General features: G+C 59.9%; 11 protein-coding genes and 1 pseudogene. 6 read left to right on the top strand and 6 right to left on the bottom strand.

The genetic code is table 11. The features are described from left to right. Nucleotides 1–334: 334 nt before the first annotated feature. Together NKI35_RS30680 and NKI35_RS30675 are read left to right on the top strand one after the other, a co-directional pair. Complete coding sequence (locus tag NKI35_RS30680; RefSeq protein WP_031245492.1) at nt 335–568, top strand: DUF1289 domain-containing protein; 234 nt, start codon at nt 335–337, stop codon at nt 566–568. Between the two features lie 13 nt (nt 569–581). Next, on the top strand, nt 582–1286 hold the full coding sequence (locus NKI35_RS30675; RefSeq protein WP_023726599.1) for a TIGR02281 family clan AA aspartic protease: 705 nt from the start codon (nt 582–584) through the stop codon (nt 1284–1286). A 5-nt stretch (nt 1287–1291) separates the two neighbouring features. Here NKI35_RS30675 and dusA read toward each other — a convergent pair whose 3' ends face one another. Continuing rightward, nucleotides 1292–2287 (bottom strand): tRNA dihydrouridine(20/20a) synthase DusA, encoded by a 996-nt coding sequence (gene dusA, locus NKI35_RS30670; protein WP_352742505.1) that lies wholly within the window; start codon nt 2285–2287, stop codon nt 1292–1294. A gap of 175 nt (nt 2288–2462) precedes the next feature. Beyond that, the gene (locus NKI35_RS30665) at nt 2463–2678 is read right to left on the bottom strand and encodes a hypothetical protein (RefSeq protein WP_245271250.1); all 216 of its coding nucleotides are present in this window, start codon (nt 2676–2678) and stop codon (nt 2463–2465) included. Between the two features lie 84 nt (nt 2679–2762). Between NKI35_RS30665 and NKI35_RS30660 the strand changes: the two genes are divergently transcribed. Together NKI35_RS30660 and NKI35_RS30655 are read left to right on the top strand one after the other, a co-directional pair. Further along, nucleotides 2763–3461, top strand: coding sequence for a site-specific integrase (locus NKI35_RS30660; RefSeq protein WP_352742503.1), 699 nt, complete (start codon nt 2763–2765; stop codon nt 3459–3461). A gap of 185 nt (nt 3462–3646) precedes the next feature. Further along, a complete protein-coding gene (locus NKI35_RS30655; protein WP_352742501.1) occupies nt 3647–4411 on the top strand; it encodes a CapA family protein in 765 nt (254 codons plus the stop codon). Between the two features lie 239 nt (nt 4412–4650). Here the strand turns inward: NKI35_RS30655 and NKI35_RS30650 are convergent. Both NKI35_RS30650 and NKI35_RS30645 read right to left on the bottom strand, forming a co-directional pair. After that, nucleotides 4651–5293, bottom strand: a pseudogene (locus tag NKI35_RS30650) (DUF2062 domain-containing protein). Nucleotides 5294–5732: 439 nt separating this feature from the next. Further along, a complete protein-coding gene (locus NKI35_RS30645) occupies nt 5733–6527 on the bottom strand; it encodes a DUF8605 domain-containing protein (RefSeq protein WP_023706855.1) in 795 nt (264 codons plus the stop codon). Nucleotides 6528–6581: 54 nt separating this feature from the next. Here NKI35_RS30645 and NKI35_RS30640 point away from each other — a divergent pair, with 54 nt between their 5' ends. Beyond that, a complete protein-coding gene (locus tag NKI35_RS30640; protein ID WP_245271255.1) occupies nt 6582–7220 on the top strand; it encodes a CGNR zinc finger domain-containing protein in 639 nt (212 codons plus the stop codon). A 707-nt stretch (nt 7221–7927) separates the two neighbouring features. On the opposite strand, the gene NKI35_RS30635 is transcribed toward NKI35_RS30640, so the two are convergent. Together NKI35_RS30635 and NKI35_RS30630 are read right to left on the bottom strand one after the other, a co-directional pair. Next, a complete protein-coding gene (locus tag NKI35_RS30635; RefSeq protein WP_023740162.1) occupies nt 7928–8188 on the bottom strand; it encodes a DUF4242 domain-containing protein in 261 nt (86 codons plus the stop codon). A 49-nt stretch (nt 8189–8237) separates the two neighbouring features. Further along, nucleotides 8238–11792: an AAA family ATPase gene (locus NKI35_RS30630; RefSeq protein ID WP_352742498.1), complete on the bottom strand. Its 3555-nt coding sequence runs from the start codon at nt 11790–11792 to the stop codon at nt 8238–8240. A 281-nt stretch (nt 11793–12073) separates the two neighbouring features. On the opposite strand from NKI35_RS30630, the gene NKI35_RS30625 reads away from it, so the two are divergent. Beyond that, nucleotides 12074–13516 (top strand): FAD-binding oxidoreductase, encoded by a 1443-nt coding sequence (locus NKI35_RS30625; protein WP_352742496.1) that lies wholly within the window; start codon nt 12074–12076, stop codon nt 13514–13516. Nucleotides 13517–14067: the final 551 nt, after the last annotated feature.

Below are 14067 nucleotides of genomic sequence, written 5' to 3'. Positions count from 1 at the left end.
GCCGCTGACCCCCTCGCGCCCCTGGGGGTCTGTGGCGGGCGGCGACTGCAACACCCGGCGCCCCCCCAGCTTCTCCGCGACTGTATCGGCAGGCGGCAGGCTCGCCAGCAGATTGCGAAAGTCGTCGAAGGGCAGCGCGCTGGTCATGTCGGTCCTGATCATTCCCTGTGGTTGATCAGCGGCATAACCGCCTTGCCCGGCCGGCACAACTCCCCTCGACATTGGCGCGAAAGCAGTTCCCCGCGCCGCATTCCGAAGGGCTTGCATTGGCTTTGCCGTTGCACCATGTGGAGATGGAACGAGGGATTCCGGACGGAACCTTCAAGAGAAAGTCATGACGGCCATCGAATCCCCGTGCATCCTGGTCTGTTCGATCGACATGAAAACCGGCTTCTGCTTCGGCTGCGGCCGCACGCGCGATGAAATCGGCGCCTGGATTGGGATGACGCCGGAGGTACGCCGCAGCGTCATGGCCGAGTTGCCGGCCCGATTGGAAACGGTCGAGCGCCGGCCGCGCCGGGAAACACGCCGCAGCCGCATGGCGCGCGAGCGCGACGTCCTCTCTTGAAACGGCAGGTCCAATGAACCGACTGTTCTGGATCGTGATGGCGGCAATCGGCCTCGGGCTGGTGCTGCTGATGATCAACAACGACGCCGGCAGCACGTTCGGCATCGAGAATTACGATTTCAGCCGTCTGGTCTGGCTGGGGGCGATCGGCTTGCTGGTCAGCGCCGGCCTTGTCCGATCCGGCAGGCCGCTCGGCGTCATGGCCCGCAATCTCGGCACGTGGGCCCTGATCGTGCTGGCGCTCGTCGCCGGCTACCAGTACCGCTACGAGTTGCAGGATTTCGCCAGCCGGGTGACGGCGGGCCTCGTTCCCGGCAGCCCGCTGGCGCTCGGCGTCGAGGACGGCCATGCCACCGTGACCCTGGACAAGGCCGACAGCGGCCATTTCGAGGCCCGCATCACGATCAACGGCGCGCCGATCCGCACCGTCGTCGATACCGGCGCGACCAGTACAGTGCTCACCGCCGAAGACGCGCAGGCGGCCGGCTTCAATCCGGCCGCGCTGAGCTTCACCGTCCCGGTCTCGACCGCCAATGGCATGGCACGCGCCGCTTCGGTGCGCACCGACGAACTGGCGATCGGCGGCATCGTGCGCAAGAACATGCAGGTGATGGTCGCCGCGCCCGGCGCGCTCAGCCAGAGCCTGCTCGGCATGAACTTCATCGGTTCCCTGTCGGGTTTCGACGTGCGCGGCGACCGGATGATTCTGCGCGACTGAACTGCTTAAGCGGCCTTTTCAACACGGTCGAAATCGACGGCAGCGAACGCTGCCTTCAGCACATCCGGTCCGGCGCCGGGTTTCGTCGCGTCGGTGGACAGTATCTGCCGGAAGCGGCGCGCGCCCGGCAGGCCGTGGAACAGCCCGACCATGTGGCGGGTGACGTGGCCGAGCCGCCCGCCCTGCTCGATATGCCGCGCGGCGTAGTCGGCCATCGTGTCGATCAGCGCGGCAAATTCGTAGGCGCCGGCCTTGTCGCCGTAGAATGCCGCGTCGACGCCGGCCAGGATGCCTGGCGTGTGGTAGGCGGCGCGGCCAAGCATGGCGCCATCTACATGATCGAGGTGGCGAGCCGCCTCTTCGAGCGATTGAACGCCTCCATTGATGCCGATGAATTTGTTCGATCTTCCAGCCTTGAGGCGATAGACCCTGTCATAGTCGAGCGGCGGGATGTCGCGATTTTCCTTCGGGCTCAGACCCTCCAGCCAAGCCTTGCGCGCATGCACCCACAGCGCGTCGGCGCCGGCCGCGAAGACGCCGTCGGCCAGCGCGTCGAGCGCGGGCTCCGGATCCTGCTCGTCGACGCCGATGCGGCATTTGACCGTCACCGGGATTTTCACCGCCGCCTTCATCGCCGCCACACAATCGGCGACGAGGTCAGGCACTTTCATCAGGCAGGCGCCGAACGTGCCGGATTGGACCCGGTCGGACGGACAGCCGACATTGAGATTGATTTCGTCGTAACCGAACGCCTCGCCGATGCGCGCCGCCTCGGGCAGCTTTTGCGCATCGGAGCCGCCGAGTTGCAGTGCCACCGGATGTTCGGTCTCGTCAAAACCAAGCAGCCGCTCGCGCGCACCATGGATGACGGCGTCCGCCACCACCATTTCGGTGTAGAGCAGCGCACGCCGCGTCAGCTGGCGGTGGAAGAACCGGCAATGCCGGTCGGTCCAATCCATCATCGGCGCAACGGCCAGTCTATGCTCTTGATTTTTCAGCATCTGTTTAACATCAGAACCTTAGAACCTACCGAGTGCACACGAATTTACGCCAGAATACGACCCGTTTTTGCCACGTTTCGATCTCTCAGTGCACACGGAGCGCACACGAAAAAATGGCCACCTACACAAAGCTCTCGTCCGGTTCCTGGCGTGTCCAAGTCCGTCGCAAAGGTCGCTACGTCAGCGAGACCTTCCTGCGCCGAGACGACGCCCGGCGTTGGGCCACCGAAACCGAGCGCCAGGTCGATCGAGGTGAGACGCCGACCAGTCCCGCATAGCGCGCCTCAAAACCTTCGGCGAACTGATAGACCTTCATATCGACCACATGTGCGATGTAGGCAAGTCCCCTCGCCGCTCCAAGGCCGCGGCCCTCGATATGCTCCAACGGCATTTGGGGAAGTGCAACCTAGCAGCGCTCGATCGCGAACGGCTCATTCGTTTTGGTCGTGACCGCGCCGCCCAAGGTGCCGGACCGATGACTCTCGGTATCGACATCGGCTTTATAAAACTTGTTCTTACTCACGCCGCTGCGGTCCACGGCCTGCCCGTCAAGGTCGAACCGGTTGATTTCGCGCGTGTCGCCCTCACGAGGCTCGGTCTCGTTGGCAAAGGCCTACAGCGAGATAGACGACCGACACAGGATGAACTCGACAAGCTCATCGCTCACTTCGAGGCAAACGCTCGCCAGATTGCACCGATTAGCCAGATCATTCGGTTCGCTATCGCAACCGCGATGCGCCAGGAAGAGATCTGCAAGGCGCGTTGGTCCGATTTGGAATCCCGCACGCGGATGCTCCTTGTCCGCGACAGGAAGGACCCTCGAAACAAGAACGGTAACAACCAGCGCATACCGCTGTTTGCAGCCACTGGCTATGATGCGTGGGCCATTGTTGAAGAGCGGCTGAGAAAGCGTAGCAATGACGACGATCGAATTTTCCCGTTCAACCATCGGTCAGTTGGAACTGCGTTCCGTCGAGGATGTGCTGACTTGGGAATCCACGCTCTTCATTTTCATGACTTGCGGCACGAAGGGACAAGCCGCCTTTTCGAGGCCGGATCCACGATCGAACAGGTTGCGCTGGTAACTGGGCACAAGGACTGGAAAATGTTGAAGCGCTACACCCATCTGAAGCCGGAGGCTCTCCACGCGCTGTTGGCAGCGCGCGCCGCATAGATGTGAGTATCAAAAGGTTTCGGCGCCGGCGGTATCCTCTCGACGCTGGAGGAGGTGGAAGGGCGCGGTGTCCTGCATGCCGGCATCGGGGCCGACGAGACTGACGCGAGGAAACCTGGGGCCGCCGGCTGGGCGCGCGCGACCTCGCGCTTCTTGCGATGGATGCAGGTCTCGGCCCGACCAACATGTATGCCGAAGACCGCACGGCCTTCCGGCCGGCTCGGCCCGGCGTCAATCGTCTGAACACCGGTCGCAAGATGGGGGTGCCGGACGGACATTTCGGCAGACTGGCAAGGTTGAGCGCTCATTTGCAAAGCTCGCCCTTTGAACTGGCCAACTATGCGCAACCGGAGGACCCGGTAGAGGTGTCGGTCGGCAACGAAATCAATTTCTACGGCACCGTGTTCACGCAAGCCGCCGACTTCGGCCGTCTGATCGAAGTTGATCAGCGGAGCGCGAGTGTCCATCTGTCCGCCATCCGGCACGCGGCGGCACAAGGCGATTTCGTCATTGCCTATCTGCACCACCATCATTGGGAACCAGGTTGGCAGGACGTGCCGCGCTGGGTGCAGACCTTTGCCAGGATGTGCATCGACGCCGGCGCCAACCTCTTCGTCAGCCACGGCGCGCCGGTGCTGCAGGCCGTGGAAATCTACAATGGCGCGCCGATCTTCTACGGCCTTGGAAATTTCCTATTTCACGTCCACCCCGCGCCGCGCTTCCCGTTACGGCGATGGGTACCAATCTGGCCGTTGCTGATCCGGGAGACTGTGCCTCCGCGCCGATCACGACCGGCAGGAGGTCTATGGCTGCCAGGTTTCCGCCCGCATCATAGCGGCACGCGGCGACGAACGAAGCACGTCATTGAAAGGCCGAAATGGGGCCGGAACCGGCCGGTCGCTATCGGGGCGAGCTCGGCGGATAGCTGCCATTCGGCAGACGACCTCTGAGTGGACGTTGATGCGAGTTGCATGCATACAGATGCCCGGGGCCCTGAGGAGGGATTCTCAGACAGCGCTGTCTGTACGGAGAGCTTCATGAGCGTCTATCGGCCTGACATCGCGCCAAACAGGCAGGGTGGGGTGTTCATCAATAAAAGTGCGGCGAGGAACCCAAGCTCCAGAATATCCGCGCCACAAATTGTAGGCAGCGCTTATAGCGGCGATATTGCCGACGAGCGGACGCATTTCTACAGCTGCCCTACCAGCAATTCACCCTTCAGAACGGTGATGTCGAGTTGGCAGAGGGGGTGATAACGCGATGTCTTCCTGCTGCTGGAGCAGGCTCCCCTTTCGGCCAGTCGCTTGCGCCTCTGTTCGCGGCAGGCTGTCATGCCATAGCGGGTGATGCCATAGAACAACAGGCCAACAATCAGCCCGAGGGGCACCGCGCCGCACAGCATGGGCTTTAAGACCGGTGCCCACAATTGCGAGATTGAAAGGGTCTGCAACATCTCACTCAAATGGGCTGGCCGTTCGTGACTTTGCATGTGGCCGTGCAACATGATCTTGCCGGTCTCCCAAGTCGCTCCCTCCCACAACAAACGGGAGGGTCAGCGGATTGCCAAAGACAAATGTTCCTAGCCCGGCCGCCACCATGTTTCCTGAAATCAGCCAGCACACGATGGCGGCAATGGCGAAATGGGACCCTAGTGGAAAGAAAGACGCGAAAACCCCAGCTGCCACCCCCGCCGCAACGGCGTTTGGAGTGGCGTTCAGACGGAGAATTCGCTTTGAAACATACTGAAACGATCGCGAGAAGGAGCGGCGTGGCCACATATAAATGCGCAATCGCTCGAAGAGACCATCAGGATTTCGACGTCTAAAGAGCACTCTCTTGCCCACTTCAAACGCGGTCGGTTGAACGGATGGACCTCGTCTCTAAAAAAACGCAGCCTGTGCTGCTTTGTTCCGAATTTGCTGATCAACCGGTGCCCGCAAGCGCAAGTGCGGATAGTCGGGCAGCAGTCGTAAAACCCAGGCTGAGAACGGGGCATAGTTTTGTACTGAGTTGAATGGGCATTCCGCCAACCCTACGTTGGGCGCCCGTTTTTTCGGCTCCTGCGCGGCGCGCCACGGGCCGGCGGGCTTCTAAAGTGGCAGCATTTCTTACCTCAACAGCGCCCAGGACCAATACGCAACAATTCAGAGGTGGTCCCAACACAGCTGACGACCCACCCGGTCCTGACTCGCTGACCCGTGTCACCGCACGCGGGCACAGTTGGACCCTGAGTTGGGGGCATCTTCAGCCCCGGGAATAGTGGTGAGTGAGCTATCTTGTCGGTCGCATGCGTTTGGCGGCACCTCCGATTGCGTTGCGGAAGGCAGCATCGAAATTTACGCCTGCGATCTCCCACTTTGTACCTTCTGGTCCAAGTGGCAGGCGCCAAACCGCATGCCAGCCCGGCTCGTTGGTTTTCCAATGGAGGTGCCCGACCAAGATCACGTCAGCCCCCAATCTGGATTTCAGTCTGGCCAGGCGCTCATGAGGTATTGCATCGACGTTTTCCTGCGCGACCGCCGACAGATCGGCTTCTTTTGCGAAAATGATCGGTATGGCGAATAGCGCCGAAGCATCTTCAAAGCTTGCGCGCAGGTCCGATCCGTGGACGCCATCGGCGGCGAGTACATAGCTACGCGCCATATCGGTAACCTCGATGACAAGCGCCAGCTTCGGGCGCGGCCCCAACCACGGTCTCTCACCCAGCAGCGCCATCGCATGGTCCATTCGCGTCCGGTCGAACTGGAAGGTGAGATCGAAAGGGCGATCGCGTGTGCCCTGCTCGTCGTGAATTGGCCTGCCGAACATGCGGTCATGGTAGGTGTAGGACCAAACCATGGCAGGTGCCCCGGTCGCCAGCGAGGCGAAGGTCAGATTGTGCACGACGTCGGGATTTCCGGTCAGCTTTTGCGCTGCCAGTGCGAAACCCTCAGGGATGGCAGGGACGCGCGTTTCCTCGCGATCTCCGGTGACGATCACGCTTGAGCGATAAAGGACATCGTCGTTTGCCTGGCCAGTGACTGCAAACGCAAACCAGGACAAGACCGTCAACAGAGGCTTCTTCATTTAACCCGCCCTGCCCTCTTGAGTAACTGTTTAGGAGGTTACATATTGACAGCGATGGAATCAACAGAATTTCTACGGACCTACGTCTCGCCGCGCGGGCCTATGCGCATGCTGGGTGGTGCGCCCGCACTTGATCTTGCCAACACATTGCACTGGCGCCAGGGAGCAGAGATCGATTGCATAACGAGCTATCAGGATCTGTTGGCCTTTTGCATTCCGGCCCTGTTGTTGTCGGAAACTGAAAGGCGGGTCCTCGACCGTCATGCCGTAAATCGCCCACGGGTCGCTCGCGAGGTACATCTCGAGGTGCTAAAACTGCGCGCCGCCCTCAAATCGTGGCTCGGTGTCTGTGCAAAAAACCTCGGCCGTGGTGTCGCCTCGAAACGCGTTGCCCTGCGCAGCTTTCACAAAGCGATAGGGCACGCTGGCGGCTCGGCGGGCCTTGGCGACATCTTGAACCTCCAATCCACGTCGACAAACGAAGGGCTATACCTGCCGCTGCGCCGGTCAGCAGCAGCCGCTGCCATCCTGGTGCTCTTTCCATCAGGAAACGACATCCGGCAATGTGAGGCTGACAATTGCGGTGGCTTTTTCATCGACGACAGCCGCTCCAAACCGAGGCGCTGGTGCTCGATGGACAGTTGCGGCAACCGCGCCAAGGCCGCCCGCTACCGCCTGGCACATCGGAAGTAGCGCGGTCGAAGCGCAGAATGAAAAGGCCAGTAGCCAGTCCGCGCAACGCCATCGGACATTCAGGGGGACTGTGTCGCTAGTCGCGATGGTACAGATTGTTGGAGGTGGGTCCGACTGTCTCTATCGGTCGAGGCATGTCCGCCGTGGCGGGGGCACGCAGCAAGCGTTGCGTGACCTGGAGATATTGAACTGATGTGATCGATTTGTTCGTCCGAAAGAAGCGATCAAATCGGCGCACTCGTCCCTTTGACTCGCCCCGGCCGGGGTGAGGCAGGCAGATAGCGAAATCAACGGCGCTGACGGTAAGTCGCCTTAGGTTTGCTGTGACCGGTTGCTAATGATTCGCCGGACTATGCACGAGATATTTCAGTGACAATCATCCGTCTTTGGATAGCGGCGACGTGCCGAGGGTCAGGTGTAGTCGGGCTGTAGTGCGTAGGAATCGGGGGAAGATGTCCGCTTGCAGGCGATGGCGAAGCTGATTCAAATGGCAGACTTTGGGCGCATAGCCGCCCGGCAGCCTTGGGGCCGGAAAAGACCGAGTGGTTGTTTTAGGTCAACGGTCTAAGAAGCGGACATTCGGCTGAGATGCCACCTAGGGCATATTCCTTCCGGTCAATCGGCCGGGAAGCGGATGCTTAGGTGCATTACCAAAGCGGCCTCCGGCTTTTGGCGTACTCGCGACGGTTTTGCCGGTCAGGATTGTGCTACGAGAACATATTCGGACCGATCTCTCCACCAATTTCAATGATCGCATCTGCGGGGATGTTGTTCCTTCGTGCCGCAGCCCGAATAGCCTCCGGGTTAGGCGCCTCGTAAAGGCAATAGCTCTTTTTCTTGTCGGCGCTGAGGAACGAGAAAATCCACTGCACGCCTTCCTGGTCATTGATCAAATTGACACTCTCAACGCCCTCCTTTGTGAGGTTGAGCTGTTCCGCGAACTCCCTTTCGATTACGTAGCGTGGCATAAGCATGCTCCTTCTCAACGTGGTGATGCAGTGAGGCATGAGAGCCTACCTAGTGAACCGTTGTCTCCAGCCTCTTCTGCAAACGGACCATACCCAGTTCAGCCGCGGTCACCGAGGCTTGCTCCGAAAGTGACATTGCCCTCTCAATCGCTTTCTTGCTACCTTTTTTCATAAGCAAGTTCGCATATTCAGCCTGGGAATGCGCCAGCCAAGGTCGTGATTCGCTGGCTGCGTTCATATCCATCGCATGCTCGAAGTGCTCGGCGGCCTTCCCAAAATCGCCCAGCGATGCCGACAACATTCCCAGATAGCGACTTGCCGCTCCAAAGCAGACCGTTGCGACTCCTGCCGTGATCGTCATATCCTTGTAGGCGAGCATAAGGTTGTAGATTGTCCGAGCCGCCTCGGTGTCGCCCAGACTAACAGCAACCTCAGCCACGAATGAGAGGGATGCGCTTCGCTTTCCATCCGGCGGCATTGCGAAATTAGCACGCGCTAGTTCACTCAACCTGCGTTGCGCTGCGTCCCGGTATCCCAAATCGGCCGCAACCAGAGCAAACCCTGGCAACCATGTGGTCTCATCCGGATTTTCATCGATAAGATTCTTCATCACCGGAGCCACCTCCGACAGGCGATTCTGTTCGCGTCGGATCGTGAACATCTGCATGCCATAGACGCCTTCGACTTCCGCGCCATGCGTCTGTCTGCCCAGACCCAAGGCTTCTCCAGCCAGCTTCTCGGCGGTGGTGAACCTTCCATCGAGGATGGCCATCATTGCCCTTGCGTTCCACGCAAGCCATAGAATGTTGAGCCGTTGTCGCAACGTTCCCAACTCTTCCAGCCCCTCCACGGCTTGATCGGCGCGCGCGCGGTCGCCAAGCTCAGTCGAGACGTAGACGTCAAGCGCGAGAGCGCGGCCGCGCAGGTCATCGTCGTTGATGCCGGCCGCGAGGCGCTTTATCTCATCTACCCGCGCCATCAGTTGAGTTGCCTCTGCCGCGGACTTCACGGTCCGGGGCGTTAAGAAAGGCAGGACAGAAAGTTCAAAAAGCGAAGCTTGGTCGCCTAGTTGCCGAGCCAATTTAACCCCTTCTGCGTGACATTTGGCGCTGTTCTTACTGTCGCTAAGGTAAAAATATGCACGCGTGAGGCGGCTGAGGAGTTGGCTCCGCGATCTCTGATCCTCGGGATCGAGCATACCCATTGCTTCAGTGAGCAGCTGAAGCGATTCGTCTAGCAGCTTCGAAGACAGGAACTGGGCGCCGTCAAAACCAAGAGCAGAACGAACGAAGGCCTTCGTGTCATGGGTCTCGCGAGCCAAGTGCGCGGTCAGCTTGTATTTTGCAACTGAGTCCGACAAGCGACCTGCGGCACTCAGTGACTCCCCGAGCTTTAGGGTCGCCTCGAGCACTTCCTTTTGCCGGGCCGGTCCTCCCGGCAGGTGCTCCGCGATGGCGACAGCGTTCTGAAAGTGATCAACCGCCTCATAGTTGGCTGATTGCCCTAGCGCCCGTTCGCCGGCCTTCATCCAGTATGGCAGCGCGAGCGCGCCTTGCTGTGCCTTGACATAATGCTGGGCAATGAGCTCGGGTTGGGTCACGATGAGATCCGGATATGCGTCAATGAGCGCATTAGCGATGGCTTCATGATATTGACGGCGCCTTTTGCTGAGCAGCGATTGGTATGCCGTATCCTGAATGAGCGCATGTCGGAATACCAGCGCGTCTCTCACCACACCGCCGACGACAACGAGCTGGGTAGACATGAGCTCATTGAGCGCTTCGCCGAGAGTTGGGTCATCGAGACCGGCAACCTTGGAAAGTAAGCCGCGGTCAAATTCCCGGCCTATGACAGAGGCGATTTGCGCCACCTCCTTGGCTGCCGCTGTCAAACGGTCAAGTCGAGCCATGAGAGATCCCTGCAGACTGTCGGGAATCTCAACATTGAGAGACGCCGCCTTTCCGCTTTCCAGAATCGAACGTGTCAATTCTTCCACAAACAGCGGCACACCATCAGTTCGCTCCACGATCCTGTCGGCAAGCTGATCCGGAACGTCTGCGAGCATCGAGTCGATCAGCTCGCGCATCTGTTGCTTCGTCAGCCGACCAATGGCCAGCGTCGTCACGTGAACCAGCCCCGTGGGCCAGGTCGGCGTCCATTCGGGCCGGTGTGTTACGACCACAAGGACGGCCGCGCCATGCATGCGACGGACAACCTCTGTTAGAAATTCATTGGTCGACGGATCGATCCAGTGAGCATCCTCAACAACAAACAAAACGGGCGCCATCTTTGCCGCGAGCAGCACCCGGTTCGCCAGTGTGCGGACGATCAGTTCTTTGCGCTGTTGGGCGGAGAGATCGGGCGGCGTGAATTCACTGGCCAGATCGAGGGAGAGCAGCTCGGCATATGTGGAGCCGACTTCTGAGGGATCTTCGCCGTAACGCTGAACAATTGCGCGCAGCTTGTCTGCTCGCATCAGAGGTTCGTCGGCGGCTGAAAGACCTGCCAGCCGGCTCAGGCGCTGAATGATGGGATAAAAGGCCGAGGTGGAGTGATAGGGCGAACATTGCAGTCGTATTAACTCGGGCTGGTTCTCATGCAACCGTTCCTCAAGCGCGTCGACGAGACGCGATTTCCCGATTCCCGCCTCTCCCGATACAAAGACTGCTTGGCCTTGGCCGTTTTTAGCCAATTCCCAGCGATCCAGCAGCATTCCAATTTCACTGCTGCGGCCAACGAATTTTGAGAGCGCACTAGTTTGCGCGGCATCGAAACGGCTTTCCACTTCTCGTTCCCCGTGGACCGCAAACAGCGCAATAGGCAGTCGAAAGCCTTTCAATTCCTGCGCGCCGAGGCTCTCGATCTCGAAGGATTGCCCCGCGAGCCGCCGCGTGGCGTCTGCCACCACGATCTGGCCAGGCGCAGCAGCAGCTTGCAGGCGAGCCGCGAGATTCGGAGTATCTCCTGCGATTGAGGCCCGCTCGTTTGCACTGCTGCCGGCGATATCACCGACGACCACGTGCCCCGATGCAATGCCGATCCGCGCCTTCAATTGCTCGCCGCTGGGGGACTGAAAGGCCTCGACTGCAGCGAGGGCCTCAAGGCCTGCACGAATCGCACGCTCGGCATGATCCTCGTAAGCCATGGGCCATCCAAAATATGCAAGCACGCCGTCGCCTAGATATTTCGCGACGTAGCCTCCAAAGCGCGTGATCGCGCCTGCAACACTGTCCTGATAGCGTCGCGTAAGCTCGTGCATGTCTTCGGGGTCGAGTTGGGCAGATATCGCAGTCGACCCGACCAAGTCACAAAAGAGCACACTAAGCAGCCGTCGGTCTGCAGTCGGTTCTTGAGCGAGGTCGCTGGCCTGAAGTTCCGAACCCGCAGGAGAAGGTGAAGGGACCAGGGACCCGGCGAGATTTGGCTGAGCAAGTCCGGCGACAGCAGCCATGATAATTTTGCGATGCCCAAGTGAGACACCAAGCTCCTGGAGGTCGCGTTCAGTGACATGAGGGAGCGCTCGCAGGTCCACGTCGTTTTGGACGAACGCCTCCAGGTATTTGCCGAGGCCGAGCTGGCTCAGCCAGTGTTCGATCGTCTGCATCGCGTTTTTGCCGATGTCACCATGCTAAACTAGCGCGAAGTTAGCCATAGCACCATGCCGCACTGAGGGTCAGCTTAGTTGCGATGAGGCCCCATTTCACGATTCCCTTGGACCAAGGGCTCATTTTCGGGCAAAGTAGGCGTTGTTCTTAAGTGATGGCTGCCGGTCAACATTGTCAGCTAGGCGGCCCGTGCCGGGAGGCGGCGCGCCAGAAACTATCTGATCAACCTTCGATCCGAACTCGGAAACTCGGTATTGCGATTTCTCGGGGGGGGGGTGGAATGAACAGCGGCGCCATTGCCAAATTCGCGCAGGATCTCCGAGGCACGCTAATCGGTCGCAATCACGCTGACTATGATGAAGCTCGCAAACTCTATAATGGCATGATCGACAAGCGGCCTCTTCTAATTGCGCGCTGCATGGACGTCGCCGATGTGATTGCTGCGGTGAACTTCGGCCGCAACAGCCGACTCCCCATAGCAATCCGCGGCGGCGGGCACAACGGACCGGGGTTCGGCGGTGTCGACGATGGCCTCGTCATCGACCTCTCGACTATGAAGGGCGTTCGCGTCGATCCACAGAACCGCACGGTGCGGGTCGGGCCTGGTTGCACTACAGGCGACGTGGATCATGCTACCCACGCCTTTGGCCAGGCAGTGCCGTTCGGCATCATCTCGACCACCGGGGTCGCCGGTCTGACGCTGAGCGGCGGCCACGGCTACCTCAGCCGGCAATATGGGCTTGCCGTCGACAATCTCATCGAAGCCGACGTGGTGTTGGCGAACGGGAGTTTCATGACCGCCAGCGAAACCGAGAATGCGGATCTCTTGTGGGCGCTTCGCGGCGGCGGAGGAAACTTCGGCGTCGTGACCAGTTTCTTATTTCGCACGCACCCGGCGAAAATGCTCTATGGCGGGCCGATCATCTTCGATGTTGGCGATGCCGCTGAGGTGATGCGCTGGTATCGTGATTTCCAGGCGAATGCTCCGGAGGATTTCTACATCTTCCTCGGACTGCAATCCGTGCCCGGCGGCGATCCATTCCCGCAGGAGCACTGGAACAAGAAGATGTGCGTCCTCCTTGTCGCGCATAACGGCGAGGGTGGAGAAGCGGCTGTCAATGCCATCCGGGCGGCTCTCCCCAAGCCACTCATCGACTGGGCGGGCCCGATTCCTTACACAGGGTTGCAGACCTTATTCGACGCGCTCTATCCGGCCGGGCAGCAATGGTATTGGAAGGGCGACTTTGTCCGAGCGCTGCCAGATGCCGCCATCCACGCGCATCTCCTGCATGCAGGCAGGGCCGGCCCGGCGTCGTGCATGCATCTTTACCCAATCGACGGGGCGGTGCACCGCCTAGGCAAGGGCGACAGCGCCTGGAACGCTCGTGATGTGACTTGGTCCATGGTGATCGCCGGGATAGATCCAGATCCGGGAATGGCGCCGGTCCTCAAGGAATGGGCCACCGACTACTGGAAAGCTGTGCATCCGTTCGACGTCGGCGGCGCGTATCCCAACTTCATGATGGATGACGAAGGCGAAGAGCGCGTCCAGGCGAGCTTCGGCGACAATTACCCGCGACTCGCCGCGCTAAAGGGCAAGTTCGACCCTACCAACCTTTTCCACATCAACCAGAACATCCGCCCGGCCAGCCAGTGGTCAAATCTAACGCTAGGTACCCGACACGAAAGACAGGATCACAACGTGAACAGGGCAAACTCATAACGGGGCCAACTGGGGAGCACGCTCACAGCACATCATCGGACGCAGCCTCCCAACAATCTGTGCAGTTTCCTAACCAGTCTGCATTCATGAATGCGAAAGCTGATGAAAGCTAACTGTGGCCTCCGAAAACATCAATGTCCGCTTCTGGTGATGGACGGGAGCGTCGCAATGGCCGAAATTGGGCGCAAAGCTGTCCGGCAGATTTGGGACAGGAACCGGAATGACAGCGCTAAGGCCCGCAAGAAATAGGGGCTTCCCTCCTGTGCCGAGGGGAGAAGAAATTATTCCCTAACGAAGTCCCTGATCTACCTCAGACAGGGGCATGCCCTGTAACTTCGCCGTGACCTGATCCCGTTCGGGGAACAATCAGATCGAGCTCCAGTTTGGCCTTCTAAGCGAAGGCACTGATGGAGCATGCCATGAGATTTCCACACAGCACGACGGCCGCGGCCGCCGTTTTCATAGTCCTGACCTCCCCCGCGCTCGCCCAGACAAGCGGAACACCATCACCCTCGACACCTGCACCCGCTCCGGCAACCGAACCGCCGGCC

This window comes from Mesorhizobium sp. M0676, from assembly GCF_040320535.1.
In the GTDB taxonomy this organism is placed as follows: Bacteria; Pseudomonadota; Alphaproteobacteria; order Rhizobiales; family Rhizobiaceae; genus Mesorhizobium.
Note: the sequence above shows the minus strand (reverse complement) of the source record. Positions and strands in the feature narration are given on the sequence as shown.

Coding starts and splice junctions, on each gene's coding strand:
- NKI35_RS30675 (WP_023726599.1), top strand. CDS start 582: ATGAACCGACTGTTCTGGATCGTGATGGCGGCAATCGGCCTCGGGCTG.
- NKI35_RS30630 (WP_352742498.1), bottom strand. CDS start 11,792: ATGCAGACGATCGAACACTGGCTGAGCCAGCTCGGCCTCGGCAAATAC.
- NKI35_RS30640 (WP_245271255.1), top strand. CDS start 6,582: ATGGAATCAACAGAATTTCTACGGACCTACGTCTCGCCGCGCGGGCCT.
- NKI35_RS30645 (WP_023706855.1), bottom strand. CDS start 6,527: ATGAAGAAGCCTCTGTTGACGGTCTTGTCCTGGTTTGCGTTTGCAGTC.
- dusA (WP_352742505.1), bottom strand. CDS start 2,287: ATGCTGAAAAATCAAGAGCATAGACTGGCCGTTGCGCCGATGATGGAT.
- NKI35_RS30660 (WP_352742503.1), top strand. CDS start 2,763: ATGACTCTCGGTATCGACATCGGCTTTATAAAACTTGTTCTTACTCAC.
- NKI35_RS30680 (WP_031245492.1), top strand. CDS start 335: ATGACGGCCATCGAATCCCCGTGCATCCTGGTCTGTTCGATCGACATG.
- NKI35_RS30655 (WP_352742501.1), top strand. CDS start 3,647: ATGTATGCCGAAGACCGCACGGCCTTCCGGCCGGCTCGGCCCGGCGTC.
- NKI35_RS30635 (WP_023740162.1), bottom strand. CDS start 8,188: ATGCCACGCTACGTAATCGAAAGGGAGTTCGCGGAACAGCTCAACCTC.
- NKI35_RS30625 (WP_352742496.1), top strand. CDS start 12,074: ATGAACAGCGGCGCCATTGCCAAATTCGCGCAGGATCTCCGAGGCACG.
- NKI35_RS30665 (WP_245271250.1), bottom strand. CDS start 2,678: ATGCCGTTGGAGCATATCGAGGGCCGCGGCCTTGGAGCGGCGAGGGGA.